Here is a 26,544-nt window from a genome sequence, read left to right on the forward strand (position 1 = left end):
CGTCCTCCCAGGACAACACCTCCGCATCAAAAGACATATGGCATCTGACCTTCTCATCTGGTGGTTGATCACCTCCCTGATCGGCCTGGCGGGCCTGCCGCTGGCGAACTGGCTGCTGCGCGCCCTGCCCGACGGGGGCTTCAGTCTGGCGCGGCCGCTAGGGTTGCTGCTCACCGGCTACCTGGCCTGGCTGCTGGCGATGTTCGGGCTGGCTCCCTTCATCGCGCCAGTGGTTGGCTTCGCGGCGGTGGGGGTGGCGGCGCTGGGCGGGCCGCGGGCGGCGCTGGCGGCGGCGCAGGCGGCGCTGCGCGCCCGCTGGCGCAGCGTGCTGGCTGCCGAGGCGCTCTTCCTCGGAGCGTTGCTGGCCGCGGTATGGCTGCGGGCGCACGACCCGACGCCATGGGGCACCGAGCGCCCCATGGACTTTGCCTTCTTTAACGCGATCAGGCGCTCAGGAATGTTTCCGCCTGCCGATCCCTGGCTCTCCGGCTTCAGTATCAACTACTACTACTTCGGCTATTTGCTTATGGCCACGGCGGCCCAACTGGCTGCCCTGGAACCGGCAGTCGCCTACAACCTTTCGCTGGCGCTGATCTTTGCTATGACGGCGCAGGCAGTGGGAGGCATGATTGCCAACCTGATCGCCCTGGCGGCGTGCGATGCCCCGCTCTGTCAGCAGGGTTGGCGCCGGTGGAGCGTGCCGTTCTTCGCCCTGCTGGGGGTGATCTTCGTGCTGGTGGCGGGCAACCAGTCGGGCGCGCTCCAGGTGCTGCTGGGCGATGAGCGGGTGGTAGCCCTCGACGGGCGCCAGGCCCTGGCGGCGACCCGGCAGGCCCTGAGCGGCGCCGCGACGATCAGCCTGCCCTATCCCGCCGTGACCGGTGAATTCGGGACGATCAGCGGCTGGGAGCGGCGCGACAAAGTGGCCGACTTCAACTGGTGGTGGCCCTCGCGTTCGCTGTGGGATGCGCAGCGTCCGGGCGAGGAGCGGCGCTACACCATTACCGAGTTTCCCTTCTTTAGCTTTCGCCTGGGCGACATGCATCCCCACGTGATGGCCCTGCCCTTCGGGATGCTCGCCGCAGCCCTGGCCCTCGCCGTGCTGGCGCGCCCCGAGCCGCCGGCGCCGGGCCAGGGGCGGCGCGGCTGGGGCGAACTGGTGCTGACAGGGATCGCTATCGGCAGCCTCTACGCGATGAATAGCTGGGATCTGCCGACCTACCTCCTGCTCTACGCCGCCGCGCTGACCCTGCGCGTCTTCGCCAGCGACGCGCCGCGCCCCTGGCGCGCGGCGGGATGGATGCTTGTGCTGGTCATCGGTGCAGCCTATGTGCTGTTCCTGCCCTTCCATCTCACCTTCCGCTCGCTGGTTGGAAGCGCGCCGCCGCTGATCGATCTGCCCCTGATCGGGCGACTTACCAGCGTCATTGCGCCGTTTCTCGGCTCGCGCACGGGGTTGCACGCCTTCATCGTCATCTTCGGACTGTTTGCCGCGCCCATCATCGTCTTTGTGTACCTGATCGCGCTGCGACCGGCGACCTCGGAAGCGCCCGTGACGGCGCCTGCTCACGCTTCGAGCGCCTCGCTGACCTCGCATGTCGGAATCGCGGCGCTGACGCGGCCCTCCACCTCGCGCCTCCTGCTCTGGCTGCCTCCGGCGCTCCTGCTGGCCGGGCTGCTCGGCGGCTTTCCGCTGCTGGCCCTGGCGGGCCTGGGTATGCTGGCGCTGGCGCTGGCGCGAGAACTGGTCAGGCAGGCGGCCCAGAGCTTCGCCCTGCTGCTGGCCGCTCTGGGCTGCGCGGTGCTGCTGGGGGTTGAACTGGTCTATATCCGCGACGTCTTCGAGGGCTTCTCGGCGCGGATGAACACCGTGTTCAAGTTCTACTACCAGATCTGGCTGCTGTGGGGCGCGCTGGCGCCCTTCTGCCTGTGGTGGCTCCTGGCGCGGGCGGAGGGCCGGGCGCGCCTGGCGGGGTGGGGCGCCGCCGCTCTGGCCCTGGCGCTGCTGGGAGGGGCGCTGGTGTATCCCTGGTTAACGGTGCGCGAGTATGCGCGGGGAAGCATCGAGGGTCTGGCGGGGCGCACGCCGCGCGAACTCAGCCCCGCCGGGGCCGCGTCGCTGGCCTGGCTGCGACGCGAGGCCCCGCCGGGCAGCGTGGTGCTGGAAGCGGTAGCCGTGGAGGATCGCGCGGCCCAACGCTGCGGCGGCTCGTACAATGCTGAAGGTTACGGCGGGGTCGCAGCGGCTACGGGGATACCCACCGTGCTCGGCTGGGTCGGGCACCAGATCCAGTGGCGCGGCGGCGACCCTGAAGCCCGAGCCGAACTCGCGCCCCGCTGCGCGGCAGTGGATATGATCTACCTGACCGGCGACCCCTCCGAGGCCGAACGGCTGTTGCGGCAGTACGGCGTAGACTTCGTCTATATCGGCGCCCTGGAGCGGCGTCTATACCCCCCGGAGAGCCTGGCCAAGTTCGCGCGCCTGGGCGCGGTCGTGTTTGAGCAAGACGAGGTGACGATCTACCAGCTCACTCCTGCCGCCCCGTGACCCGGCCCGTTCGAGAACCGAACAATTTCGCTCGTGATTTCCGTGTATCGAAGGACGAACCCTGCTGTAAAATATGTTATACTTCAAACGAATAAAACCAACAACGGGGTTGGCGCCGCGCAACAAAGGAGTAGCGTGATGATCACCAAGCGACCCGGCCGTGACGGTAAAGTGCTCGTGACCTTTGCGATACCCGCCGCGATCTGGGCCGACTCGATCTCCGTCGTAGGCGACTTCAATAACTGGGACGAACTGGCCACACCGTTGCGGCAGACCGAGACAGGGTGGATAGCGACCGTTGAGCTGGAGGCCGGACGCGCCTACGAGTACCGGTACCTCTTTGATGGCACGGAGTGGCACAACGACTGGCAGGCTGACGCCTACGTCACCAATCGTTTCGGCGGCGACAACTCCGTTGTGGTGACGCCGGAATTTGCCCCCTCCGAGCCCGACTACCCCGACGAGCGGGTCATTCCCTTCAACCGCGGTCGTCTCCGGCGCGCCTCGACGGGCTAGAGGCGTCAAGGTCGGGACGTTATTCAGCTACGTGGTCTGTCGCATGAGCGTTGGGGAAGGTGCGGAGGGCTGCGCCCTCCGCGGTTTCATTCCGCCCGCGGCGGCGGTCGCGCTCTGGCTTCGCCAGAGCGTGCATTCGCTGTGGGCGCAACCCTGCGGGTTGCCGATGGGGTCGGAAAGGAATTACCACCCATGACCCATCACAGTGTTCCCGTGCTCGATTTTGGCTCGCAGACGGCCCAGTTGATCGTGCGCCGCGTGCGCGAACTGGGCGTGTATAGCGAATTATTGCCCCACGACGCCCCCGCGGAACAGGTGCGCGCGCTCAACCCGGTGGGCATCATTCTCTCCGGCGGCCCCGCGAGCGTCTACGAGCCGGGCGCGCCGGCAATGCCCGCCTGGTTGCCCGCCAGCGGCCTGCCGGTGCTGGGGATCTGCTATGGCATGCAGTTGATGAGCCAGGCCCTTGGCGGCCTCGTGTTGCGCCACGAAACCCGTGAGTTTGGCCCGGCTACAATCGAGGTGCTCGACCCTGACGAACTCTTCGCCGGCACGCCGCTGACGCAGGCGGTGTGGATGAGCCATGGCGACCGCATCGAGGTCCTGCCGCCCGGCTTCCGCGCCATCGCCGCCAACCCCGCCACGCCCTTCGCCGCCATCGCCGATGAGGCGCGGCGCTGGTACGGGGTGCAATTTCACCCCGAAGTGGTCCACACGGTCCACGGGCGCGCCGTGCTGAGCAACTTCCTGTTTGGCGTCTGTGGCGCGGTGGCCGACTGGCGCCCCGCCAGCTTCGTCGCCGAGGCGGTCGAGCGGGTGCGCGCCCAGGCAGGCCCAGAGCGGCGGGTGATCTGCGCCCTCTCCGGGGGGGTGGACTCGGCCGTCGCTGCGCTGATCGTTCATCGGGCTATTGGCGACCGGCTGACCTGCGTGTTCGTGGATAATGGCCTGCTGCGGCTCGGTGAGGCCGAACAGGTGATCGCCACCTTCCGCGAGCACTTCCACGTGCCGCTGATCGCCGTGGACGCTCGCGAAGAGTTCCTCGCCGCGCTGGAGGGCGTGGCCGACCCGGAGCGCAAGCGCAAGATCATCGGCGAGAAGTTCATCCGCATCTTCGAGCGCGAGGCGCGCGCCCTGGGGAATGTGAACGTGCTGGTCCAGGGCACGCTCTACCCTGACGTGATCGAGTCGAGCGCCCCCGACCGCCAGAAGGGCGTAACGATCAAGACCCACCACAATGTTGGCGGTCTGCCGGCGGATATGCGGATGGAGCTGGTGGAGCCACTGCGCTACCTGTTCAAGGACGAAGTGCGCGCGGCAGGGTTGGAGCTGGGTCTGCCCGAAGACTGGGTCTGGCGGCATCCCTTCCCCGGCCCAGGGCTGGCGGTGCGCGTCATCGGTCCGGTGAGCTTCGCGCGGCTGGAGACGCTGCGCCGCGCCGACGCGATCTTCCTGGAGGAACTGCGCGCCGCCGGTCTCTACCGCGCAACGCAGCAGGCCTTCGCCGTGCTGCTGCCGGTGCAGAGCGTGGGGGTGATGGGCGACGGGCGCACCTATGCCGACACCATCGCGCTGCGGGCGATCACCACGGAAGATTACATGACCGCCGACTGGGCCCGTCTGCCCTATGAAGTGCTGGCCCGTGTGAGCAGCCGCATCGTCAACGAAGTTCCCGGCGTGAACCGGGTGGTCTACGACATCTCCTCCAAGCCTCCGGCGACGATTGAGTGGGAGTGATGCGTCGGTCCTCACCCTCCCGCGCCGAGCGCAGCGAGGCGGGGGAGGGTGAGGACCCGGCAGCGTGTAGCGAAACCCGCACAGGAATGCTATGCCATGACCAGCGCCTCCGCCCCTGGAAAGCTCATTCTCTGCGGCGAGCACGCCGTGGTCTACGGCCGCCCTGCGATTGCCGCCCCCCTCGGCGATCTGCGAGCCTATGCCCGGCTGGAAGCGGGTGAGCCTGGCAGCGGGCTGTGTTTCAGCGCTCCCGACCTTGGCGAGACCTGGACCGCTGCCGGCCAGCCTGAGCACCCGCTGAGCGAACTGGCCCTGGCGACGCTGGCGCGTCTGAGGCAAAACGAACCCGATCTGACCATCGAGTTGCGCTCGGACATCCCCATCGCCAGCGGCATGGGCAGCGGCGCAGCGATCGGCACGGCTCTGGTGCGCGCGCTGGCGACCCATGCGGGCGCGACGCTGGCGCCCGAAGAGGTGGCCGCCCTGGTCTACGCCAGCGAGCGGCGCTTCCACGGCACGCCCAGCGGCATTGACAATACGGTGGTGGCCCATGAGCGAGCGATCTGGTTCGTGCGGCGCGAGCCGGCCCCGCTGATCGAGACCCTGACTATCGCCAGGCCGTTGCTGCTGGTGGTGGGCGATACCGGCGTGCGCAGCGCCACCCGGCTGCCGGTGGGCGCGGTGCGGGAACGCTGGCGCGCCGACCCGCCGCGCTACGAGGCTCTCTTCGACCGGGTGGCCGAACTCGTGACCCAGGCCCGTGCGGCCCTGGCTACCGGCGATGCGCCGCTTCTGGGGGCCCTCCTTAACGCTAATCAGGCTCTGCTGGAGCAGATCGGCGTCTCATCGCCCGAACTGGAGCGGCTGGTGGCCGCGGCGCGGGCAGCCGGCGCCCTGGGGGCCAAGCTCTCCGGCGCGGGCTGGGGCGGTGTGATGCTGGCCCTGGTGACCCCTGAGAATCGCCCGGCGGTTGAAAATGCCCTCCAGGAGGCCGGCGCCGCACGGGTGCTGGCAGCTACGGTCCCGGCGACAGGCGGGGTCGAAGGATTGGCGCAGCCAATCCTTCGGCCCTGCCTGTTATAATTGTCACCATGGCAAAGATCATCGTCGCAATGAGCGGCGGCGTGGATAGTTCCCTCACCGCCGCGCTGTTACATGAAGCGGGACACGAGGTCGTCGGGGTGACCATGCACCTCTGGGATGACGACGACGAGCGCCTGGCCGAGAGCCTCTGCTGCGCCGCGGAGATGGCAGAGAGCGCCCGTCGTGTCTGCGCGCGCCTCGGCATCCCCTACTATGTCTTCAACTACCAGCAGGAGTTCCGGCGGCACGTGATTGAGTATTTCGTGCATGCCTACGCCCAGGGCTACACGCCCAACCCCTGTCTGGAGTGTAATCGCGAAATCAAGTTCCGAGCGCTGCTGGAGCGCGCCCGCGCCCTGGGCTTTGACTACGTGGCCACGGGCCACTACGCACGCATCGTCCGTGAGCACGATGACGCTCCGTACCAGTTGCTGCGCGCGGTAGACCGTGACAAGGACCAGTCATACATGGTCTACATGCTTGGGCAGAGCGACCTGGCCCGGCTGATGTTCCCGATCGGCGGGCTGACGAAGCCCCAGGTGCGCGAAATGGCCGCCGCGCGCGGCCTGCCAAGCGCCTACCGCGAGGAGAGCCAGGACATCTGCTTCGTGCCGGGGGGCGATTATCGCAACCTGCTGCGCGAAGCGGCGCCGGAGAGTCTCGTTCCCGGCCCGATTGTCGATCTCCAGGGCCGCGAGATCGGCCGCCACCGCGGCCTGCCGCTCTACACCATTGGCCAGCGTCGCGGTCTGGGTTTGAGTGCGGGCGCGCCCCTCTATGTGGTTGACCTTGATGTGGGCCGGAACGCCCTGATCGTTGGCCCCCTGGAGGCCATTCTGCGCGACCGCTTCGAGGTGGACCGGCCATCCTTTGTCGAGGGGAGGCGCCCGGACGAGCCGTTCGCCTGTGAGGTGCAGGTGCGCGCCCATGCCGCCCCCGCCCCCGCCGAGGTCGCCCCGCTGCCCGATGGGCGGCTGCGGGTGCGCCTGCTGACGCCGCTCAAGGCGATCACGCCGGGGCAGGCCGCGGTCTTCTATGACGGCGATCGCGTCATTGGCGGGGGACGCATCGTGCGCTCAAGAACGGAGGGGTAGCACGGGCGGATCCGCCTTGCCTCTTAAGAAAGGCAACTCTGTGTTCAATGGCCTGGCGCCGGCGATCTTTCTGCTGTTGCTCCTCGCCACTGCTAGCGCCACCCTGGGGTACGCGCTCCTGGGACGGCGCTGGCGGCACTTGCCGATCTTCTGGCTAACGGCGTTCGCCGGGTGCCTGCTGGCCTACGGTCTGGGCCTGCGCCTGCCGCTGGCCCTGCCGCAGCCCGCCGACGTTCCGGTGCTCGAAGCCGTACTGCTGGCCTGGATTCTGATGATTATTGTCTCGCGCCTGCGAGTATGATATAATCGCCGCCGCTGTCCGGGCAAAACACCGCATTCTGATGCCAAGGATAACGAAGTGGGGCCATGATGCCCCAGGAGCGGAGGGCCTGCCGTGCTACGATGGATTGGGATCGGCCTGGGTGTACTACTCCTCTTGTTGCTCGCTGCGATCGTTGGCCTGTATCTGGCGCCGGTTGGCGTGCGTGAAGCGATACGCGACATCTTTATCATCATTCTGGGCTTCTTCACGCTCGTCAGCACGATTCTTACCATCGCGATCCTCTTCGGGCTGTTCTACGTGCTCAATCGCCTGGATCGGCTCGCGCGCCTCAACCTGATGCCCAGGCTCGATGAACTGTCGGGCAAGCTCAACGAGGTGCTCGACAGCACCAAGGCGCTGGCAGCCAACGCGAAGGACACCGCCGGCACGGTCGTGGGAACGACGGGGTTCGTTTCGGAACGGGTCGTCTCACCGTTCATCCGTGTTTCCAGCCTGGTCACCGGGGTTGCGGCGGCGGCCACCACCTTCGCCCGCCGCGACGCCCCAGAACGACTCAGTAGCGAGACCTAGCCGCCGGGCTACAATCTGGTAATGCCTCCGGGATATACTCGCTCCAGGTTGCACGCCGCGATGGCGCCTTGCCCGGTCAATAAGGTACGATTCCTTGTCGGAAAGCTGCACAGCGTGGTATGATACACGCCGGCAGGCTGCTGCTGCCGCGGAAGCGAGAAGGCAGCAGCCTCAGTCGTGGGTCGGACAGATAGAACGGCGCTCAGGTGCGCAAAGATTCTGGGGGCGATGAACGAACAACGCTTTACATACGGCGGTCAGGCAGTACTCGAAGGGGTCATGATGCGTGGCCGCCAGCAGGCTACCGTCGCCGTTCGCCGACCCGATGGCGCCCTTGCCCTCAAGCATATTCCCGTTGCCGCCCAGACCTGGCCGGCCTGGACCAGATTGCCCGTCATCCGCGGCCTGGTCGGGTTGTGGGAAGCGGTGCGGATCGGCAGACAGGCCCTCGATTTCTCGGCCACGGTTGCGGTTGGCGATGATGGCCAGGATCTCCATCCGGTCGCGCGGTTCGGCATCGTGGCAGTCGCGCTGGGGATTGCGGTGGGCGTCTTTATCTTCCTGCCCTCGTTGATTGCCAACTATGCCGCTCAGCATGGAGCGCCGGTGCTGATGCGCGAAATGATCGAAGGGGCGATCAATCTGTTGCTCGTCCTGGCCTATATTTATGCGATCAGTCGGGTGCGAGACATTCAGCGGGTTTTTGGCTACCACGGCGCCGAGCACAAGGTGATTAACGCCTACGAAGCCGGCGCCCCGCTGACGGTCGAGTCGGTCCGGCAATTCTCGCGCATCCACCCCCGCTGTGGCACCAGTTTTCTGGTGATCGCCGCGCTAGTCGGGTTTGTCATTTTTCTGTCGGTAAGTGGTCTGCCACTCTGGCAGCGCGTCGGATCCCGCATCCTGCTTATCCCGGTGGTGGCTGCCGTGGCCTTCGAGGCGATGCGCTTCGCTGCGGCGCACTACCATCGCCCCTGGGTGCGTTGCCTGCTTGCCCCGGCCCTGGCGACTCAGCACCTGACGACTCGTGAACCAGATGATGCGATGATTGCGACGGCCATCGCCGCCCTCGTCCCCGTTCTGGAGGCGGACGGCGTCGCATCGGCGCCCGCGGAGGCGCCAGAAGCTGCTTTCGCCGTTACTGCGTGAGGCCCGCGTGACTCGCCGGCAACATCTCTGCATCAATGCGCCGCTGGGGAGGAGCGCCAAGCCCGTGGAGGCAATGCAATGGCCCTCGTAGGCAACATTCGCGACTTTGGTCTCTCTGATTTTCTCTACCTGGTTGATCGGGGTGATAAGACCGGGGGGTTGTACCTGTCGCGCGGGCAGGAAACCGCTTTGCTCTTTTTCGAGCGTGGCAAACTGGTGATGGCTGTGCGACGCCCTGAGGATCAGCAGCCTGATCTGCTGGTGCGCCTGGGCCTGTTGAGCGAAAGCCAGCTGGCCCGCGCTCGCGCCAGTCTGGCCGCCCGCGGCAGCGGCGCAACCCTTACCGAGGTGATCCTGGCCGAAAACCTGGCCTCGCGCGAGCAACTGCAAGGGGCGTTGCAAAGCTTTTCTGAAGAAGCGGTCTATGGTCTCTTCGGCTGGCCCGAAGGCGAGTTTCGCTTCGAGCAAAATCAGCGTCCCGATCCGGCGGCGCCCACCATTCCTACGCCTATCTCGGTGGATCACCTGATTATGGAAGGCTCCCGCCGCATTGATGAGATGGGCCGGATCCGCGATCGCATACCCTCTACCGACCTGGTGGTGCGCTTTCTCGATCAGCCCGGCGTGCGGATTAAAGGGATCAAGCTCTCGACCGAGGAATGGCGGGTTATTGCCCGGATCAACGGCCGCGACACCCTGGCCGAGATTGCGCAGAAGACGAATCTGAAAGAGTTCGACGTCTGCCGGATCGTCTATGGCTTCTTGACCGCGGGCCTGGTAGAGGTGGTGAAGAAGCCTGTGCCGATGCCCCTTGCCCGTGGCGTTCCCGCCGAGACGTCCCGGATCAAGCGGAGCCTGGTGAACCGCATCATTAATCGTATCAAAGGCATGTAACACTCGATGTGTGCGTCATCCAGGGCACAGCACCGAAGCGGAGGGCTGGAGTGCAGACTGTAAAGATGGTAATCAGCGGCGCCGTGAACGCCGGCAAAACCGAGTTCATCCGATCAATCAGCGAGATCGAAGTGGTCTCGACCGAGCGCCGCGCGACCGATGATACCAGGTTGATCAAAAAGGAGACCACCGTTGCGATGGACTTCGGTCGCATCGCAATCGGGCCCGATCTGGTGCTGCATCTCTTCGGCACACCCGGACAGAAACGGTTCGACTTTATGTGGGAGATCCTCTCCGAGGGGATGCTCGGTCTGGTTATCCTGGTAGATAGTACGCGCCCGGAAACGTTTCGCGAGACGAACCGGATCATTGATTTCTTCATCTCGTATCGAGATACGGCCTACGTCATCGCGGCCAACAAACAGGATCGCCCCAACGCCTGGAGTCCCGAGGAACTGCGCCTCGCGCTGCGCCAGCCGCCGCACATTAAAGTGCTGCCCTGCGTCGCTTCCGACCGCGAGAGCGTGAAGAATGTGCTGCTGGAGTTGCTCTACGTCATCCAGGAGCGGAGCGAGGAGTAGTATTCGGGAGAAGACGACACTGGGAGAGCGTTCGCCCTCCCAGTGTCGTTTTCTTTTCTCGGTTGGGATGACCGGTCGCGTAGGAGCAAATGGGGAGCCTGGCTCGCCAGAGGCAAAGCCGCCGACCTGGTCGGGCGCAGGCTTTTATGGCGCGCGCACCCAGCGCGCCTGGTCGAACCAGATGGTGGCGCCGGCATCGCCGGCAAGGGCCCCGCTCTGCACGTAGCCTTCGACGCCGGCTTTAAAGGGGAAGCGCCCCAGGTGCACCCATCCGGTCTGATCGCGCTGGTTGACCGTAACTTCCACCGCGCCGTCGCGGTGCTGGATGACGTAGCGCGCCTGGGTGGCGCGCTCGCGTCTACTCGGGCAGATCGGAACGTGCACGAACAGATCGTACATGGCTTCGACAGGTAGATTGGGCTGCCAGCGCACCACCACTCCCCCTCGCGCCGGGTCGTTCACCGTGGTAGCCTGGTAGGCATGGCGCGCCATGCCGCACCCGACGGGGCTGGCGTTGAGAACCGTCTCACCGTGCCAGAAATCGCCGCCGAGTTCGTCAACGACGTGCTCAGAAGCGGACGGGTCGCGTTGCGGCGGGCCGGCGAGGGGGTCCTGTCCTAGCCAGAGGTATGTAACTTCCACTTCAGCCTGGTCGCCGACGATACCCAGGTCGTCCCACCAGATGCCATCCCCCACATCCATGGCCGTAGGGAAGCGCACAAAGCCCTTGTCGGCGCGCCCGCCGTTGAAGCCTTCGTAGTAGGCGGCGTGGTCAACGGGCCAGCCGCGCTCAAGTTGCGGGAAGCCGCGTCGCGGCTGGTTCCAGTAGTCGTCGCGTTCGCTGTAGGGACCGACGTCATACACCGGGGCCACTGCACTGCGCCCCTGGTAGGTAATACGCACCTGGTACTCATCGCGCCCACGGGTGGAGAGCGCCGTCCAGGAGGGCAGAGCGACGAAGCGCGCCCGTGGCGGAATGATGTAGCCATTGGCCGTCCGCCCGCCGACCATGCCCTGCCGGGTAGCGCGGATGCGGAACGTCGGCGCGATGCTGAACGGCCCTGCGCTGGCTGCCGCGAAGACGGAGGGCGTCTGGCTGGTGCTGGCGAGGCGCACGTCGCGCACCGCTGGCGTCGCATCAGGGCTGCCAAGAAGGATCACGCGGTACTGCGCGAGGAGTACAGGCTGGTCGAAGCCAACTACGGCGCCGTCGGGAAGGGTGGTGACCCAGGGCAGCCAGCGCTGGCCATCAGGGCTGCCGCGCACGTCAATCCGCGCTTCGGCGCCGGGAGGGAGCGTGGTGGTATAGCTAAGTTTCAGGCGAGTAGCGGGCGGGTCGAGTCGAACAGGCGTGGAGAGGGCGCTACCGTAGCGCTGGTATCCGCCAACAACGGACGGGGGCGGGCCGGCGTCGGCCGCGAGCGTGAGAGCGCGATCGGGGCCGCTCCACGCGCCGTCGAGCAACTCCAGGCCTCCAGCGGACACGGGGCTGTTTGCCAGGACGGGAAGGGCGGGGACGAGAGCGGTGATGAGGATCCAGAGCGCCCATATGGGCCGCGACCACAACCTGGGGGATCGCTTGCTACTCAATCGGTCCTCCGTTGTCTACGTTCCTGGTAGAATCGCCACACCCTGGTGGACGGAGGGGATTATAGCATAATTTTTTCTTAATGTAGCAGGGGGTTGGAGAAACCCCAGGGCTGATGCGATGTCCTCCTCCCGCGGGTGGATCGGGTCGGTCTGGCCGCCCGACAGGTCATTTCTGGTTGGTTTTGGCGGCTATGCCGCCAAAACCAACCAGAAATCCGGGGTCTGGGACACTGCAACAGCCCTGGAGAAACCTGGTTTACCCGACTACCTGCCCGCAGGGCGGATGTGATCGCCCCTACAGATTGGCGGGGCGTTCGCCCAGGGTGACCTGGATATTGCGCTCCCGGCCGTCGCGGAGCACGGTGAGGGTGATAGTGTCGCCGGGCTTGTAGCCCAGCAGCAGTTGGCGGAGCGAGGTGCTGTAATCCAGGCGGACGCCGTTTACCGCGACGATAATGTCGCCTTCACGCAGGCCGGCGCGCGCGGCGGCGCTGCCAGGCTGCACGGCGGGTTCGCCGGGACGGGCGCTGCGGATCAGGGCGCCATTCTGCACCGGCAGGTTGAACTCGGCAGCCACCTGGCCATCAATGGTGAGGTAGGTGATCCCCAGGTAGGGGAAACGCACGCGCCCGGTCGTAATCAACTGGTCGGCCACGTTGCGGAAGATCGCGCTGGGCACGGCGAAGCTTAACCCCTCGACCGGAGCGGCGCCGAAGACGCTCCCGTCTCCGCGCACCACCAGCGTGTTGATGCCGACGACTTCGCCGGCAAGGTTGATCAGCGGGCCGCCGCTGTTGCCCGAGTTAATCGCCGCGTCGGTCTGGATCAACCCCTCCAGGCCGGCGCCGGGGACGGAGCGATTCAGCGCGCTGACCACGCCAGCCGTGACCGTGTTGCGGAAGTTGCCCAGCGGGCTGCCAATCGCCAGCACCGTCTCGCCGGGCTGCAACTTCGTCGAGTCGCCGATGCTCGCCACGCCGGGGACGGGGCCCTGGACGCGGATCACAGCGATGTCGTTGAGCGGGTCCGTGCCGATCAGCCGCGCCTCCTGTAACGTGCCGTCGGCAAAAAGCACGCGCAAGCTGGCGGCGTTCTCAACCACGTGGTTGTTGGTAACGATGTGACCCTGTGCGGTGATAACTACGCCACTGCCGCTGCCGCGCCCCTGCCGGCTGGTTACGATCACCGTGACCACTGCGGGGCCCACTTTCTGTACCGCGGCGACTACGGCGTCGGAATGGGCCGAGTGCCCGACGGCGCTCTGCGTCGAAGGGGCCAGGCGCGGGGCGGCCTGCGCCTCGCTCTGGATGCTTACCGGCTGGGCGCCGAAGGCCGGCGAGGCAGAGGCGGCGCGCCCGGTGACAACCATCGCCACCGTCCCCCCGGCAACGGCGCCGCCACCGATGCCGATGACGATCCCGAGCAACAGGACGGCAAGGAGCAAGAACGGATTGTGTCTACGTTCCATGGGCTATACCATGTGTGGATTTTGGATTGCGGATTGTCGCAACCTTGAGGAAGCCGGCGTTCCTGCTGTTGCCCTCACGAGGCAGGGGCGAATCATAGTTCACCTCTACCTGGCCGCTGGGCATCCACCGGGTGTCAGGGCCGCCAGCGCAAGGCCGGGAGGGAGGGAACGGGTGGTCACCCCGATCCGCGACCCGGAGGAATGCGCCAGCCTGGTTGCCCGGCCGGCCGGGGGGTGGGTAAATCAGGTGTCCCCACTTTACTAGTCTGTGAACGAAAGTTTCCTTGCATTTCCGCCTCCCTCCCAACCCCCCCGTTGGGAGGAGGAGCCGGACACACCCTCCCCCAGCGGGGGAGGGCGGGGAGGGGGATGAGTTACCGAAAGACTTCGTTCACAGAGCACTTTCTAACCGGCGTTGGGGCCGCCTGACGCCTCAAGGCAGCCTGTCCTGCTTCAAGTATATGGCACACGACTGAGGACGAGGTTAAGCAGATGTAAGAGTTGGATGAGTGGGCGGTCATGGGCGATTGTTTCCCGGGAGGGCGCAGCCCTCCCACGTCTTCAGGTTTTACCTCAGCAGGTCCTGAAGCGCAGGCTTCAGGGTCGGGAAGCGGAAGGAATAGCCCAGTTCCAGGGCGCGTTTGGGGAGCACGCGCTGGCCTCTGGTCACCAGGTCGGCCATTTCACCGAGGGCGATGCGCAGGGTGAACTCGGGCACCGGCAGCCACGAGGGCGAGCCAAGCACCTCGCCGAGAGTCTCGCAGAAGGTGCGGTTAGTCTGAGGATTGGGCGCGGTGGCATTGATCGGCCCGCGCACCCGTTCGTCTTCCAGGGCCAGGAGCAGGATGCCAATCTCGTCGTCGGGGTGGATCCAGGAATAGTACTGCGTGCCGGGCATGATCGGGCCGCCGGTGCGAAGGCGGAATGGCAGCAGTAACTGAGCCAGGGCGCCCCGCTCCGGGTCGAGCACGATGCCTGTGCGGATCAGGGCCGTGCGCACGCCATACTCCTCGGCGCGAGAGGCTTCGCGCTCCCAGGCGATGCACACCTCGGCGACGAAGTCGCGCCCCGGAGGAGAGCTTTCGTCGAGGGGCGTATCGTCGCGGTAACCGTAGTAGCCGATGGCCGAGGCGTTGACCAGCACGGCGGGGCGCTGTTCGGCGGCGGCGATGGCATTCACGATGCCGCGCGTGCCTATCACGCGGCTGTTGAGGATCTCCTGCTTATACTCGGGCGTCCAGCGCACTCCCAGCAGGCCCTGGGCGATGGGAGCCCCGGCGAGGTGTATCACCGCGTGCGCCCCGTCAATGGCCGTGGCCCAGGGGCCGCTTTCAGTGGGCGACCATGATACATACTCGGCGGCGCCGGGCAGGGTGGCGCGGGCCTTGACGGGATTGCGCGAGAACACGATCAGTTCATAGCCTCGTTCGCGCAGAGCGGTAAACAGTTTCGAGCCGATTAATCCGGTCGCGCCGGTGAGAACAATGCGTTTATTGGTGGTGCTCATAAGGTATAGAGTACTCCGGGATGCAGCACCGGTCAAGAGCGGGCGCGAGCGCGATTTTGGATTGCTGATTTTAGATTGTGGATTGAGCGCGGCGGATCTAGAGACAGTCGCAGTCGTGCTGACGACCGAAGGGGCGCATTCCTGAATCAGTTTATCCGCCCACATTCATTTCTTCAACGAGCATGAGTGGTCTGTAAACAAAGTCTTTCCCTAAACCCCCGCCCCCTCCCCAACCCTCCCCCGCCGGGGGAGGGAGTCTGGCGCCTACCCCAACGGGGGAGGCTGGGAGGGGCGCGGAAATGCCGCGCAACTTAGCTTTACAGACTAATCAGTCTCGCTGCGGGCCGGTGAGCCACGGACGCCAAAATATGTGATACCCTATGCACTCGGAGGACGCAATGAGGGACGCGGGCCGCGCGGGTTTTGCTCGGCGCGTCTCGACCAGGCGAAGCAATGGAGTGGAATGGAGTTGTGGAGCGATACCCGACGGCCAGCGTGCCTGTGCTGGTGTTAATACTGCTGGTTGCGTTCGTTCCGGGCGTTCCGCCGGCCAGCGCCGCCCCACGCCAACCCGCGGGGCCGCCCACGCTCTTCGGCCTGAACATGTACATCACCGGGCGCGAACGCAGCGATGCCGAGGCCGCTGCGCTGGTGGCGATGGCCACGCGCATCGGGGCCAGATGGACCCGCGAGGAGATCTGCTGGGCCTGCTGGGGCCGGGAGGCCGCGAATCTGTTCTATGACCGGCGCATCGGCCTGCTCGCCGACGCGGGCATCGGCATCATTGGCATGCTGCTGACCACGCCTGAGGAGCACCGCGACCCGCGCTGCGCGGCCCACGCCAGAGCGACCGGCCAGCCCGCGTACTGGTGCGCGCCAACTGATATGGACGCCTACGCCCGCTGGGTTGGCCAGGTGGTTGAGCGGTACGACGGCGATGGATACAATGATGCTCCCGGCTCGCCGCGGGTGGCCGCCTGGGAGATCTGGAACGAGCCGGATATGGACGGCACCTGGCTGCCCCGGGCCGACCCGGCGGCCTACGCCGTGATGCTGCGCAAAGCCTATGCCGCGGTCAAACGGGCCGACCCGACCGCGCTCGTGCTGAATGGCGGGGTCTACGTCTTCGATGCAGTGGGCCAGAATGCCTTTATGGACCGGGTGGTGGAACTGGCGGGCTGGGATAGTTTTGACGTGCTCTCGATCCACCCCTGGCTGATTGACCACGCGCCTGATGACCCCGCGCTGATTAACCCCCGTGAGGGTTTCGATGTGACCATTCCCGGGCGGCTGGAGCTGGCGAAGCGCTGGGCGTCTCGGGGCGGCAAGCCGGTGTGGATCACCGAGGTGGGCTGGAGCGTCTGTGGCGGGGCCTGCGCGCCGCAGTTCGCCAGGAGCCTCGACCAGCAGGCCGATTACCTGGTGCGCACCTTCGTGCTGGCGGCAGCGGCAGGCATTCCCCACGTCAGCTTTTTTCAGCTCGAGGACAGGTTCGGCGGCGCGCAGCAACCATGGGGGCCAGCGGCGATCGTTGACGACGCGCTCAACCCCAGGCCGGCCTACCTGGCCTACGGCACAATGGTGGCCCAGTTGCAGTTCGCGCGCTACGAGGGAACCGGGCCGGCCCATCGCCCCGGGCGCCTGGCCCACCACCGCTTCGTTCAGCCCGACGGCGGCAGCGTGGAGGTGCTCTGGAGCCTCGGCGAGCGGCGCAGCGTCGAATTGCCGCTGGCGCCAGGGTGCAGCGCGGCCCTGATCCAGCGTGATGGGGCCGAGCAACCGCTGACGGGCAGCGTGGCGAGCATCAGTGTGGGGGAGCGTCCGGTGTACCTGCGCCAGACGGCGCCCGGACGTTCGCGCACCTTCGCCGAGACGGGATTGACGGTGAGCGGGGTGTTTCTGGCGGCGTGGGAGCGCGGCGGCGGGCTGACCGTATTCGGCCTGCCGCTGACGCCGGAGCGGGTGGAGCGGGGCGCCGACGGGCGCGACCGGCGCGTGCAGTGGTTCGAGCGCAACCGCCTGGAGCACCACCCTGAGAACCCGCCGCCCAACGATGTACTCGGCGGGCTGCTCGGCGTGGAGTACCTGGCGCGCCGCGGCATTGACTGGCGCGGCCTGCCCACGGTGAGCGGGGCCGGGCCGGGCTGCCGCTACTTCCCCGAGACGCAACACAGCCTCTGCCCGCCCTTCCGGGCCTTCTGGGAGCGCAACGGCGGCCTCGCGACGTTCGGCTACCCCATCAGCGAGCTGCTGACGGAAACGGTGGAGGGAGGGCGAGTGTTGACCGTGCAGTACTTCGAGCGCAGCCGTTTCGAGGAGCATCCCGACCAGCCGCCCGCGCGCCGCGTGCAGTTGAGCCGGCTGGGGGCCGAGTTGATGCCGTAGGGATGTAGAGAAACCTGGTTTCCCCACGCCCTACGGCATCGCGATGCTGGATTCGGAAAAGAGGTCGTGGAGAGGCAAAGCCTCTCCGAACCTCCCCTGCGCCGTGTCGCTGTCCACCAGAGCGCTAGCATATTAGTTTGCCAGCATATTAGCTTGTTAGTATACTAGCGCACCAGTTTCTTATATACCGTGCGATGGGGCTGGTCGGCGGCTGCGCCTTTACGCCGGCGGTAGTCGGCCTCGTACTCGGAATAGGTTCCGGGAAACCAGAAAACCTGGCTGTCATTCTCAAAGGCCAGAATGTGGGTCGCCACCCGGTCGAGGAACCAGCGGTCGTGGGAGATGATCACCGCGCAGCCGGCGAAGTTCTCCAGACCTTCTTCGAGGGCGCGCAGGGTGTGGACGTCGAGGTCGTTAGTAGGCTCGTCGAGCAGCAACACGTTGGCGCCCGACTTGAGCACCTTCGCCAGGTGCACGCGGTTGCGCTCGCCGCCGGAGAGGGCGCCGACCCGTTTCTGCTGGTCGGCGCCGGTGAAGTTGAAGCGGGCGCAGTAGGCCCGCGAATTGATCTGGCGGTTACCGAGCACAATGATGTCGTTCCCCTCGGAGATCTCCTCCCAGACGGTTTTGTTCGGGTCGAGGGCGTCGCGGCTCTGGTCCACGTAGCCCAGACGCACGGTTGAGCCAATGGTCAGGGTGCCGCTGTCGGGCCGCTCCTGGCCGACGATCATGCGGAAGAGGGTTGTCTTGCCGGCCCCGTTCGGGCCGATCACGCCAATGATGCCGCCGGGGGGCAGATCGAAACTGAGGTTCTCGAAGAGCAACTTGTCGCCGTAGGCTTTGGTCAGACCCTCTGCTTTAATCACCACGTCGCCCAGGCGCGGCCCGGGGGGAATGAAGATCTCCAGTTCGCGGTCCTTCTGCTCCTGGTTCTCGGCCAGCAGCTTCTCGTAGGCGCTGATACGGGCCTTCGATTTAGCGTGGCGGCCCCTGGGGGCCATGTTGATCCAGTCAAGCTCGCGCTGGAGGGCCTTCTGGCGCTGGCTTTCGGCCTTCTCATCGGCGGCGAGCTTCTGGCGCTTCTGTTCGAGCCAGCTGGCGTAGTTGCCGCGCCAGGGGATGCCGTGCCCGCGCTCAAGCTCCAGGATCCAGCCGGCCACGTTGTTGAGAAAGTGGCGGTCGTGGGTCACGGCGATGACCGTGCCCTTGTACTCCTGGAGGTGGCGTTCGAGCCAGGCCACCGACTCGGCGTCGAGGTGGTTGGTCGGCTCATCGAGCAGGAGAATGTCGGGGGCCTGGAGCAGCAGCCGGCAGAGGGCCACGCGCCGGCGCTCGCCGCCGGAGAGCACGCGCACCGGGGTGTCGCCGGGGGGACAGCGCAGGGCGTCCATGGCCAGGTCGAGCTTGCTGTCGAGATCCCAGGCGTCGAGGTGATCAATCTTCTCCTGCAACGCGCCCTGCTCGGTGACGAGGGCATCGTAGTCGGCGTCAGGATCGGCGAAACGCTCGGAGATCTCATCGTAGCGTCGGAGCAGGGCGGCGATCTCGGCCACGCCCTCTTCAACCACCTGGCGAACGGTCTTGTCGGGGTCGAGTTGCGGCTCCTGCTCCAGAAAGCCAATGGTGTACCCAGGGGCCAGCACCGTCTGGCCGTTGAAATCCGTATCCACCCCCGCCATGATGCGGAGCAGGGTGCTCTTGCCCGAGCCATTGGCGCCGATGACGCCGATTTTGGCCCCGTAGAAATACGATAGGCTGATGTCCTTCAGCACTTCGCGATTGGGCGGGACAACCTTGCCCACGCGGATCATGGAGTAGATGATCTTGTTGTCGGTCACGTGCTGTTGCTCCTCGATGTCGGTTTCAAGATGGGGAAACCAGGTTTGCCCTTGCCCCGGCCTGCCGGGAGACCAACCGTAACGCAACCCTCCGGGTTACACGCGGGCAAACCGGGTTTCCCGCGGCCGGGCTCGCCAGGGAACCCGCCATAATGCAACCCTTCGGGTTACATGCGGGCAAACCGGGTTTCCCCCGCCCCGGCCTGACGAAAGGGTTTGGGAGGGCTGCGGTCGCTCCAGTATACCCTATCTACGTAACTATTGGAGGGGTTCGGGGAGGCCAGGCCTCCCCGCAATTCCCTTTCCGCCCGCTGCGGCAGATCCGTTCCGGCTTTGCCGGGGCGTGCGCCCGCCGCGGGCGGAATCAACGAATCGCGGAGGGCGCAGTTCTCCCCACCTCCCCCCAACGAACGCGCCGCGCAGCGAAACCACGGGTTAGCAGGAGGACTCCTATGTGCACCCGAGTGTTCTGGAACACCAACAAGACGGCGCTGCTGGTCGGCAGGTCCATGGACTGGCCGACGTCCACCGAGCCGAAGCTCTACGTCTTTCCGCGGGGGATAGCGCGCGATGGCGGCATGCTGGGCGCGCAACGGTTCATCGCGGAGAACCCGGCGAGGTGGACCTCGCGGTACGGCAGCATCGTCACAGCGGCCTACGATCTGGGCGCCTTTGATGGCTTCAATGAACGCGGCCTCGCCATGCACCTGCTCTACCTGACGGCCGCCGACTACGGCCCGCGCGACCCAAGCCTGCCCGCGCTCCATTCAGGGGCGTGGGGGCAGGCCCTGCTCGACAACGCGGCGACCGTCGAGGAGGCCCTGGCGTTGCACGCGGGATACCGACTGGTGAAGGCTCAGGACCGGGGCTACGAGGCCAATCTGCACCTGGCGCTCGAGGACGCCAGCGGCGACTCGGCGATCATCGAGTAGATTGACAGCAAGCCGGTCATCCATCACGGGCGCGAGTTTCGGGTCATGACCAACATGGGAAAAGCTGGCGCTCGAACCGGGGGACTTCGAGGGCGCCGGGCGGCGCCGTTCACAGACCATTCACCCGCTCACCTGCAGCCCGGTGAGGGCCACGAACGCGGCGATCAGCAGGCAGAACAGGGACAGATAGAAGAGCGCGGGGATCAGGACGACCACCAGGGCGCGGCGTGGCGGCAGGTTCAGCCCCGACTGCACGCCGAGGTAGGTCAGGTAGAGGCCGTAGAAGGTTAGGAAGATCGCCAGCGGCGCCGTCAGGCACGAGAACCAGCCGAAGGAGAAGAGATTCACCACTGCCCCGATGATCGCGACCGGCGCCCAGAACAGCGCGATATCGTATGCCAGTTCGCCGAACTTGCCGTCACCGCCCAGCAGCCGCCCCAGCAGGTAGACGATGACAAGGTAGAGGAGGAAGCCGATCATCGTGTGCAGCAGGTTGCCGAGCACGGGGATGCCGGGCTCCCAGGGCCTGAGAAGCGTTTCATAGGGCAGATCGCGGCCGAGCCGCGCTTCCAGGCCGGCGAAGTAGGCCGCCACGGTGGCCGCCTGCCGCTCCAGGAACGGCCGCTGGATCAGGAAGGTCAGCCAGCCGAGGATGGCGGTGATGGTCGCGCCGATGAACACGTAGAGCAGCGCCCAGCCCAGCCTGCGCTGCTCGTGGGCCTCGAAGGTGGCTACCGAGGGCCGCAGCAACACCGCCCGGCTGCCGCGGATCATCGTCATCAGCATGCGCGTTGCTCCGTTACGGACGCCCCTGCCGGCAGGAGAGTCGTTGCAGCGCAATTCTCCGCGTTGCGGCAAGGAAACCAGATGTTCTCCCCAACCTTCCCCTGCCGGGGGAGGGCGCCCGGCGCCTCCCTCCAACGGGGGGAGGTTGGGAGGGGGGTGGAAATGCAGGGAAACGTCGTTCACAGACTACGCAAGCTCGGCCAGCGCCTCGGCAGGGGTGAGCGCCCGCACCAAGGGCGCCGCGCGCTCGCGCTGCTCGCGGTCGAGCGAGACGAGCGCGCAGCCGTGGCGTCGCGCGACGGCGACATACACGGCGTCCGCGCCGCGGAGCGCGCGATCGGCCGCGATGTCGGCGGCTTCCTGCGCGAGGGCGTCGTCGAGGGGGATGTATTTGATAATGTGCAACTCGCGCAGCAGTTCGACCTCAAGTCGGGCGCGGATCGGGTCGCGATAGCTGCGGCTCAACGCGCTGGCGATTTCCGCTAGCACGAGCGTGGGTAGCACAATTGACGTGCTGCTCTCGTAGAGGCGCGCCGGCAGGGCATGGCACATCACCTGTTCAGGGTCGTTCGGGATGGCGTCGCGAATGAAGATGTTGGCGTCAAGGGTATACATCACTCGCGGATTTTACCTTCAAGGAGATCGGCGCGGTGCTGCCGGTCAAGATCCAACTGCTCACCGGCGCTGGGCGAGACCGGGCCGAGGCGCCGAAACTCCTCGCGCAACTCAGCCAGCCGGGCCCACGCTTCGTGCGACCGTTGCAGTGCCATATCACGCTCGTCTGCCAGTTCTTGCACCACTTGCGCCACCAGCCGCGCCCGGCTCTGCCGGTCGAGCCGGCGGATGATCGCGAGCGCCTGCTCATAATCGGATGTCGCGGTCATGGGGCGCCTCCTGGTTACGCGCCCGGTGGTTCCTCGACGGGTCGCCTGTTGAATGCTTGCGCTTCCATTATAGCAGGCGCGTTTGGGCGCCGAGGGGCAGGGCCGCGCGTTCAGGCTGTCGCAACGTCTGCCTCCGGCGGAGGGTTATGATACTTCCTTATCGCGGAGGAGCGCCTTCCGCGATCCTCGGGTTCCTCCAGATGGCGCCTCAGGTGTGAACCAGGCTTATCAGGAAAACCTATTTCCCGTAGCGTTCGTGCGCGGGGGAGTGGCTCAACCGCGAAGGCTCTGTCATTCCGAGCGCAGCGAGGAATCTCGGCTGGGACGCTTCGCTTCGCTCAGGGTGACATTCGAGATCAAGCCACGACTGTGCGGAGCGACACTGGACGCGTGTTTATCGTGAAATGCTGTGATGAGCTCGACAACCGTGGCCGTCGTCTTCTCCATGTGGCTGCGGCCGTCCGGCAGAAAGGCCTCCGTGTCCAGGTAGCCCTTCGGGCCGGTGTGGGTCATCGGTCCCAGGTTGATCTGCCGCAGCCGGCCGGAGGCGAGGGCCCGGTTCCAGCGCGAGTTGCGGGCGAGCGGCCATCGCCCCCAGAAGACCACGTCGGCGATGGCCTGCACCGAGTCCCGTTCGCCTTCGAGATGCACCAGTTCGTCGGCGGCGTCAATGCCGCGAGTGCTGGCCATGACCCCGCCCAGCGAGATGACCTGGAGCGGCGCGGCGATTGCCGGCTTGAGGTAGTAGGCCGCGCCAAAGACCACCTGGCCGCCGCCGCTGTAGCCCATCAGCGTCACCGGCACGCCGGAACCGGGCTGGTAACCCTCGTCCAGCAGCGCCCGCAGGATGGTGCTGGCGGTGCCGTAGTTGAAGACCGGGGCATAGCGCCGGTCGGCCGAGACGGCCACCTGGAGCATGTTGCGCATGTTGATCAGGTTGCCCAGGGCGGAGGCCCGCCCGCCGGTTGACTTCACGGCCAGGATCGAGCGCCAGAACTCCCCGTAGCGCTCGTCTTCGGTAAGGCCGGTGTTGTCGGGCGAGTAGGGGAAGATGTTGTCGATGATCGCGAGCCAGGGCATGGCCGCCTTCAGGTTGCGCAGGAACGCCTGCTCCTCGCTGGCCAGGGCGTCGGCCGAGGTGTTGCCGATCCCCGAGAGGAAGACCAGGTAGTGACTCGGCGGAATCTCCGCGCCGGCGCCCTCAGGCGGCTTTACCGGGGCCCGTAGCGGTTCGGGAGCAGGGCCGGCGCCGAGGGCCGGCGCGTCCTGCTCACCGGACCAGCCCGCCCACCACCCCAGGAAATTGAGCGGCGCGGTCGCGCTGACGACCAGAACGGCGAAGATCAGCATTCCTATCAGAAAGAGGATCTCGACGCTAAAGGTGAGGACAAAGGCGACGAGACCTTCGTACAGCAGGAAGAAGATCTCCATTGGGGCAACCTCGTACCGTTTATTTCCGGCGCTGCAATCCCAGCGGCGCGGAGGGCACAATGTCACGCAACTGGTAGTTAACCTCCTGCCCAGTGAGCGCCCGCAGCATGCGCCGGCTGATCAGCGTGACCGGGCCGGCGGTGAACCAGCGGAAGAGCTGGAAGAGCAACCAGCCGCCAATGGCGCAAAGGGCCGCGCCGCCAAACGTCAGCGGGTAGACGATGGCGAGCGTAAGCGCGACCAGATAGAGACTGAGACCCTGCAGGACCATCAGCAGCCCCTGGCCGAGGTAGGGGGTGAAGCCCAGGAAGGCGAACAGCAGGGGCAGGAACCCGACCGCGACGGCGCGCAGGGAGACGCGAAAGACGTCGTCGAGGCCGTAGAGGGCATTGACGACGAACGCGGTCGTGTAGGCCCAGACAAAGCCTCCTACGACATACGTCAGGGCGGTGAGCACCAGGGCGATGGCGAAGGGCCGCCGCCCGACCCGGTTCAGCAGCAGTACCACCGCGCGGGTGCCGAAACTCTCCGCCAGGCCGGCCAGGAAGAAGATCAGGACGATCGTGGGCAGCCAGAGCGGGCCCGCCAGCAGCGGCGCCCTGGCCGCGTCCGCCAGGCCGGCCTGGAGATTGCCCAGTGACTGGACCACGGTCCACAGGGCGATCAGCGACTGGATAAGCGGGCGCGTGTCGAAGAGCATGCTGTCTCCATTAAGGCGTCGCATAGGGCCGCAGCATTGGCTGCGACGATGTTTCGGCCTCAGGCACAATACCGCTCAAATACGTCATGGCCCCCACGCGGCGCTGTTACCTTTTGGAGTTGGTGATCCCGCATCTTGTCATGCTGAGCGCAGCGAAGCATCTCGGCGTCTTGATACCGGGACCCTTCGCTTCGCTCAGGGTAACAGCATGCGGGAGCCGCACAGCGAATTGGCAGTGTCAAACGGTGAGGCCTCTCGGGGTGAGGCCCGCACTGTCATGCTCATTTGAGCCATGACGTATGGGGCTGCTGCCGTGGCAGGAGGCGAGCAACATACCCCGGCGCCCCGTCAAGCCCCCGTTGCGCGGGCAGTCGCCACGGCCGCGCGCCTCTCAAAGACACCCGTATCGTAGATGAAGTCGAGGATCACCTGCTCGACTACCTCGGGGTTGTTCACCACAATGATATGATTCGCTCCCGGCACGGTGATCAGCCGCGAGCCGGGCACGTGGCGCTGGATGATTTTTGAATCCTCGACAGTGAATACGGTGTCTTCCTCGCCGACGACCACCCACACCGGCTGGGTCATCGAGCGCAGGGAGGCCACGCCGTCGTACTGGGCGATGCCGCGGTAGATCATCAGCCAGGCGCGCAGGGTGGTGTGCGAGGCGTCGGCCATCAGCCGGTTGAGCTGGATGTCGCCCGTGCCCTTGAAGGCGTCCATGGTGTTGGGCAGCAGGGCGCGCCGGTCGGCGGGGAGCAGTTCGAGCAGCCGCCCGAGCATGCCGATCACCCAGGGCGCGCGGGTCGCCACCCAGCCCGGCGCGGCGGGGGCGCGGGCGGCCGTGTCGAGCAGCAGGTAGCCCTTGCTGAGGTGCGGGTGGGCCTGGTGAAACATCGTCGTGACCATGCCGCCGAAGCAGTGGCCGACCATAATGAAGTCGCGGATCGCCAGGGCCTCCAGCACATCGTAGACGTCCTCGGCGAAGCGCTCGAGCCGATAATCCTCGGCGTCGCGCGGGCGATCCGAGTAGCCGTGGCCGCGCAGGTCGAGGGCCAGGGTAGAGAAGCCCGCGCCGTGGAGGGCCGGATACTGCGCGCGCCAGGCGTCGTGGTCGCCGCCGGCGCCGTGCAGCAACACGATGGTACGCGGGCCGTGGCGATGCCAGTCCGCGAAGATGCGCACACCGGAGCGGGTGGGGATGAGTTGCCGCGTCTCGGGTCCCTCGGCCCCGGCGAGGCTCAGGGCGGCGCGACGCTCCTCGTCGATCGTTGCATCGACCAGTTGCGCAGCGGGCAAGGGCAGGTGGCGGATGGTCGCGCCCTCCGCGCGCAGGGCCTGCACAGTCGCCGGGCCGGCGTGGTGGTAGATCGAGGCGATCAGCAGCGCCTTGCCCGGCGGCACGGTCTCGGCGATGCGGCGCAGGTCGGCGTCCTTATAGGCCAGGTTGACGAGGTGCGCGACGCCGGCGCCGAGCAGCCCGCCTCCCAGTCCGAAGACGATGGCTCCCAGGGCGCCGAGCACCAGCCCGAAGGCGAGGATGAAGCCGCCCGCGTTGGCTGGCACGGTCGCCGTGCCCTGGTTGACCATCAGGGCCAGGCCGGCCAGCGCCGCGCCGGCGGCACCGCCGACCAGCAGCCCGCCCGCCGCGCCGGCGAGGCCGCCAACCAGGGCCCCGCGCCCCGCGGTCACATTCCCGGCCTGCTGGATGCCCGCGCGCCCCTGTTCATCGCGGGTGACGATGGCGTGATTACCGGCGGAGAGCCCGCCGAGGGTGCGGCGGAGCCGGCGCAGGCCGCGGGCTGCCCGGCGCGCGTGGGCGGCATCGGCGCACTCGGCTACCACCAGGTCGCGCTGGCGCGGGTCAACCGGCGGCGTTTCCAGGGTAATGGGAACGTAGGCGCCCGCGCGCCCCACACCGGCGTCGTAGGCCCGCGCCGCGAAGCCGGCGGCGGTCGGATCATCGCCAGGCGGCGCGCCGACCTCGCCGGCCTCCCGCGGGCGCATCAGCGCGCCGCCGCTCAGCGCCAGCAGGTCAGCGATAGGCGGCCGTTGCGCTGCGCTCACGCGGGTAACCAGCGCTGCCTGGCCGACCGCCAGTTCCTCACCGATGGCGTAGAGTTTGCGGCTGCCGATGCCGAAGTTGATCAGCGCGGCGGCCAGCCCGCCCAGCAGCGCGCCGCCGAGGGCCGAGAGCAGCGCCGTCAGCCCGCTGGCGAAGGCCACCACCAGCGCCAGGGCCATCACCCAGTTGTCCACGCTCGGCGCCGTGGCGAGGCCCTGGCGCGCGTTGCCGGCTACCAGGATCCCGACGAAGGGCGCCAGCAGCACGGCGCCGAGCACCGCGCCGACCACCAGGCCGAAGCGCATGCCGTCCCCGGCCCCCAGATTGCCGTCCTGCTCAAACTGGATGCTGTCGCGCGCCGGCCGGGTCACGACGGCGATCGAGGGCAGGCGGCCCAGCCGCAGCTCTTTCTGAAGCGCGCGCAGCTCGCGCCGGGCCTCGTGGGCGGCGCCAGGTCGCTCGAAGAAGCAGATGAGCTCGTCTTGCATCGCGGCTCCAGTCCA

22 protein-coding genes are annotated in these 26,544 nt (G+C 66.7%); 12 read left to right on the forward strand and 10 right to left on the reverse strand.

The features are described from left to right. Nucleotides 1–37: 37 nt before the first annotated feature. The 10 genes from NZU74_07685 to NZU74_07730 all read left to right on the forward strand — a co-directional run bounded on the left by NZU74_07685 (nucleotide 38) and on the right by NZU74_07730 (nucleotide 10,455). Nucleotides 38–2,548 carry a DUF2298 domain-containing protein gene (locus tag NZU74_07685; GenBank protein ID MCS6881200.1) on the forward strand — a complete coding sequence of 837 codons (2,511 nt, stop codon included), beginning with the start codon at nucleotides 38–40 and terminating at the stop codon, nucleotides 2,546–2,548. Nucleotides 2,549–2,686: 138 nt separating this feature from the next. Continuing rightward, the gene (locus tag NZU74_07690; GenBank protein ID MCS6881201.1) at nucleotides 2,687–3,064 is read left to right on the forward strand and encodes an isoamylase early set domain-containing protein; all 378 of its coding nucleotides are present in this window, start codon (nucleotides 2,687–2,689) and stop codon (nucleotides 3,062–3,064) included. A 192-nt stretch (nucleotides 3,065–3,256) separates the two neighbouring features. After that, nucleotides 3,257–4,801 carry a glutamine-hydrolyzing GMP synthase gene (gene guaA / locus NZU74_07695; protein ID MCS6881202.1) on the forward strand — a complete coding sequence of 515 codons (1,545 nt, stop codon included), beginning with the start codon at nucleotides 3,257–3,259 and terminating at the stop codon, nucleotides 4,799–4,801. Between the two features lie 96 nt (nucleotides 4,802–4,897). After that, nucleotides 4,898–5,884 (forward strand): mevalonate kinase, encoded by a 987-nt coding sequence (gene mvk, locus NZU74_07700; GenBank protein MCS6881203.1) that lies wholly within the window; start codon nucleotides 4,898–4,900, stop codon nucleotides 5,882–5,884. An 8-nt stretch (nucleotides 5,885–5,892) separates the two neighbouring features. After that, complete coding sequence (gene mnmA / locus NZU74_07705) at nucleotides 5,893–6,978, forward strand: tRNA 2-thiouridine(34) synthase MnmA (GenBank protein ID MCS6881204.1); 1,086 nt, start codon at nucleotides 5,893–5,895, stop codon at nucleotides 6,976–6,978. Nucleotides 6,979–7,018: 40 nt separating this feature from the next. Next, nucleotides 7,019–7,279, forward strand: a complete 261-nt coding sequence (locus tag NZU74_07710; protein ID MCS6881205.1) for a hypothetical protein — start codon at nucleotides 7,019–7,021, stop codon at nucleotides 7,277–7,279. Between the two features lie 93 nt (nucleotides 7,280–7,372). After that, a complete protein-coding gene (locus tag NZU74_07715) occupies nucleotides 7,373–7,831 on the forward strand; it encodes a hypothetical protein (GenBank protein ID MCS6881206.1) in 459 nt (152 codons plus the stop codon). Between the two features lie 228 nt (nucleotides 7,832–8,059). Continuing rightward, complete coding sequence (locus tag NZU74_07720; GenBank protein MCS6881207.1) at nucleotides 8,060–8,980, forward strand: DUF1385 domain-containing protein; 921 nt, start codon at nucleotides 8,060–8,062, stop codon at nucleotides 8,978–8,980. Nucleotides 8,981–9,058: 78 nt separating this feature from the next. Beyond that, entirely contained in the window at nucleotides 9,059–9,874 is an 816-nt protein-coding gene (locus tag NZU74_07725; GenBank protein MCS6881208.1) for a DUF4388 domain-containing protein, read from the forward strand. Nucleotides 9,875–9,924: 50 nt separating this feature from the next. After that, nucleotides 9,925–10,455, forward strand: a complete 531-nt coding sequence (locus tag NZU74_07730; GenBank protein ID MCS6881209.1) for an ATP/GTP-binding protein — start codon at nucleotides 9,925–9,927, stop codon at nucleotides 10,453–10,455. 144 nt (nucleotides 10,456–10,599) lie between these two features. Here NZU74_07730 and NZU74_07735 read toward each other — a convergent pair whose 3' ends face one another. The 3 genes from NZU74_07735 to NZU74_07745 all read right to left on the reverse strand — a co-directional run bounded on the left by NZU74_07735 (nucleotide 10,600) and on the right by NZU74_07745 (nucleotide 15,020). Continuing rightward, entirely contained in the window at nucleotides 10,600–11,940 is a 1,341-nt protein-coding gene (locus NZU74_07735; GenBank protein MCS6881210.1) for a hypothetical protein, read from the reverse strand. 400 nt (nucleotides 11,941–12,340) lie between these two features. Beyond that, nucleotides 12,341–13,513: a trypsin-like peptidase domain-containing protein gene (locus tag NZU74_07740; protein MCS6881211.1), complete on the reverse strand. Its 1,173-nt coding sequence runs from the start codon at nucleotides 13,511–13,513 to the stop codon at nucleotides 12,341–12,343. Between the two features lie 568 nt (nucleotides 13,514–14,081). Next, the gene (locus tag NZU74_07745) at nucleotides 14,082–15,020 is read right to left on the reverse strand and encodes a TIGR01777 family oxidoreductase (protein ID MCS6881212.1); all 939 of its coding nucleotides are present in this window, start codon (nucleotides 15,018–15,020) and stop codon (nucleotides 14,082–14,084) included. A gap of 471 nt (nucleotides 15,021–15,491) precedes the next feature. Here NZU74_07745 and NZU74_07750 point away from each other — a divergent pair, with 471 nt between their 5' ends. Beyond that, nucleotides 15,492–17,405, forward strand: coding sequence for a glycoside hydrolase family 5 protein (locus NZU74_07750; protein MCS6881213.1), 1,914 nt, complete (start codon nucleotides 15,492–15,494; stop codon nucleotides 17,403–17,405). Nucleotides 17,406–17,569: 164 nt separating this feature from the next. On the opposite strand, the gene ettA is transcribed toward NZU74_07750, so the two are convergent. Continuing rightward, on the reverse strand, nucleotides 17,570–19,243 hold the full coding sequence (gene ettA / locus NZU74_07755) for an energy-dependent translational throttle protein EttA (protein ID MCS6881214.1): 1,674 nt from the start codon (nucleotides 19,241–19,243) through the stop codon (nucleotides 17,570–17,572). A gap of 452 nt (nucleotides 19,244–19,695) precedes the next feature. Between ettA and NZU74_07760 the strand changes: the two genes are divergently transcribed. Then, complete coding sequence (locus NZU74_07760) at nucleotides 19,696–20,175, forward strand: linear amide C-N hydrolase (protein ID MCS6881215.1); 480 nt, start codon at nucleotides 19,696–19,698, stop codon at nucleotides 20,173–20,175. A gap of 120 nt (nucleotides 20,176–20,295) precedes the next feature. Here NZU74_07760 and NZU74_07765 read toward each other — a convergent pair whose 3' ends face one another. From NZU74_07765 to NZU74_07790, 6 genes are all read right to left on the reverse strand, one after another. After that, a complete protein-coding gene (locus tag NZU74_07765; GenBank protein ID MCS6881216.1) occupies nucleotides 20,296–20,961 on the reverse strand; it encodes a YIP1 family protein in 666 nt (221 codons plus the stop codon). A gap of 186 nt (nucleotides 20,962–21,147) precedes the next feature. Beyond that, a complete protein-coding gene (locus tag NZU74_07770; GenBank protein MCS6881217.1) occupies nucleotides 21,148–21,576 on the reverse strand; it encodes a PIN domain-containing protein in 429 nt (142 codons plus the stop codon). After that, complete coding sequence (locus tag NZU74_07775; protein ID MCS6881218.1) at nucleotides 21,576–21,845, reverse strand: hypothetical protein; 270 nt, start codon at nucleotides 21,843–21,845, stop codon at nucleotides 21,576–21,578. The genes NZU74_07770 and NZU74_07775 overlap by 1 nt, the downstream gene beginning before the upstream one ends. A 291-nt stretch (nucleotides 21,846–22,136) precedes the next feature. Then, a complete protein-coding gene (locus NZU74_07780) occupies nucleotides 22,137–23,276 on the reverse strand; it encodes a hypothetical protein (protein ID MCS6881219.1) in 1,140 nt (379 codons plus the stop codon). A gap of 19 nt (nucleotides 23,277–23,295) precedes the next feature. Beyond that, the gene (locus NZU74_07785; protein ID MCS6881220.1) at nucleotides 23,296–23,976 is read right to left on the reverse strand and encodes a hypothetical protein; all 681 of its coding nucleotides are present in this window, start codon (nucleotides 23,974–23,976) and stop codon (nucleotides 23,296–23,298) included. Nucleotides 23,977–24,324: 348 nt separating this feature from the next. After that, complete coding sequence (locus tag NZU74_07790) at nucleotides 24,325–26,529, reverse strand: alpha/beta hydrolase (protein MCS6881221.1); 2,205 nt, start codon at nucleotides 26,527–26,529, stop codon at nucleotides 24,325–24,327. Nucleotides 26,530–26,544 lie beyond the last annotated feature (15 nt).

Source organism: Chloroflexaceae bacterium (assembly GCA_025057155.1).
GTDB lineage: Bacteria > Chloroflexota > Chloroflexia > Chloroflexales > Chloroflexaceae > JACAEO01.

Coding starts and splice junctions, on each gene's coding strand:
- NZU74_07685 (MCS6881200.1), top strand. CDS start 38: ATGGCATCTGACCTTCTCATCTGGTGGTTGATCACCTCCCTGATCGGC.
- NZU74_07690 (MCS6881201.1), top strand. CDS start 2,687: ATGATCACCAAGCGACCCGGCCGTGACGGTAAAGTGCTCGTGACCTTT.
- guaA (MCS6881202.1), top strand. CDS start 3,257: ATGACCCATCACAGTGTTCCCGTGCTCGATTTTGGCTCGCAGACGGCC.
- mvk (MCS6881203.1), top strand. CDS start 4,898: ATGACCAGCGCCTCCGCCCCTGGAAAGCTCATTCTCTGCGGCGAGCAC.
- mnmA (MCS6881204.1), top strand. CDS start 5,893: ATGGCAAAGATCATCGTCGCAATGAGCGGCGGCGTGGATAGTTCCCTC.
- NZU74_07720 (MCS6881207.1), top strand. CDS start 8,060: ATGAACGAACAACGCTTTACATACGGCGGTCAGGCAGTACTCGAAGGG.
- NZU74_07725 (MCS6881208.1), top strand. CDS start 9,059: ATGGCCCTCGTAGGCAACATTCGCGACTTTGGTCTCTCTGATTTTCTC.
- NZU74_07740 (MCS6881211.1), bottom strand. CDS start 13,513: ATGGAACGTAGACACAATCCGTTCTTGCTCCTTGCCGTCCTGTTGCTC.
- NZU74_07745 (MCS6881212.1), bottom strand. CDS start 15,020: ATGAGCACCACCAATAAACGCATTGTTCTCACCGGCGCGACCGGATTA.
- NZU74_07760 (MCS6881215.1), top strand. CDS start 19,696: ATGTGCACCCGAGTGTTCTGGAACACCAACAAGACGGCGCTGCTGGTC.
- NZU74_07765 (MCS6881216.1), bottom strand. CDS start 20,961: ATGCTGATGACGATGATCCGCGGCAGCCGGGCGGTGTTGCTGCGGCCC.
- NZU74_07770 (MCS6881217.1), bottom strand. CDS start 21,576: ATGTATACCCTTGACGCCAACATCTTCATTCGCGACGCCATCCCGAAC.
- NZU74_07775 (MCS6881218.1), bottom strand. CDS start 21,845: ATGACCGCGACATCCGATTATGAGCAGGCGCTCGCGATCATCCGCCGG.
- NZU74_07780 (MCS6881219.1), bottom strand. CDS start 23,276: ATGGAGATCTTCTTCCTGCTGTACGAAGGTCTCGTCGCCTTTGTCCTC.
- NZU74_07785 (MCS6881220.1), bottom strand. CDS start 23,976: ATGCTCTTCGACACGCGCCCGCTTATCCAGTCGCTGATCGCCCTGTGG.
- NZU74_07790 (MCS6881221.1), bottom strand. CDS start 26,529: ATGCAAGACGAGCTCATCTGCTTCTTCGAGCGACCTGGCGCCGCCCAC.